Origin of the sequence: Mesorhizobium sp. M1A.F.Ca.ET.072.01.1.1, assembly GCF_004023325.1 — a bacterium.
Classification (GTDB): domain Bacteria; phylum Pseudomonadota; class Alphaproteobacteria; order Rhizobiales; family Rhizobiaceae; genus Mesorhizobium.
The window spans coordinates 1-461 of the sequence record NZ_RZSF01000729.1 but is presented as its reverse complement, the minus strand read 5'-3'; the positions used below and the strand labels follow the sequence as shown (position 1 = coordinate 461).

The window sequence follows — 461 nt, the reverse complement described above, 5'->3', positions numbered from 1 at the left end:
CTCTTTCACTCCACCGAGAAAGCGGAAGCGCAGATCTTGCGGCGTCACATGGGTGAAGAACTCCGCCAGGGCGGGCTCATCTTCGGGGCGTGCGCGGCGTACATCGAAGCGAAACCCGGTATGCGTGGAAAGCGTGCTAACCATCGTTATATATGGTCTCCGATCCGAGGTGCGGCGCCGTTGTCCTGTCTCTCCAAGGCGCGCGACCTCACTCGCTCATGTATTGAAGCGCGTCCTGCTTGACGATTTCTATGCTGCGCAGGTTCAGCAGGCGGATGACGCCCTTGTCCTGCAGCCGGGTGAAGACTCGCGACACGGTCTCGATCGTGAGTCCGAGATAGTCGCCGATATCCGCGCGAGACATCGGCAGATCGCCCTGCCGCAATCCGCCTTGCCGCTCTGCCATGTCGACCAGGAACGCGGCCACCCGTTCGATGGCATTCTGGCGACCGAGGACCAGG

At 61.6% G+C, this 461-nt stretch carries 1 protein-coding gene; it reads right to left on the bottom strand.

Going from position 1 to position 461, the window contains the following annotated elements:
* Positions 1-208 precede the first annotated feature (208 nt).
* On the bottom strand, positions 209-461 hold a 253-nt coding region (locus tag EOA32_RS37755), incomplete at its 5' end, for a helix-turn-helix domain-containing protein (RefSeq protein ID WP_148670003.1).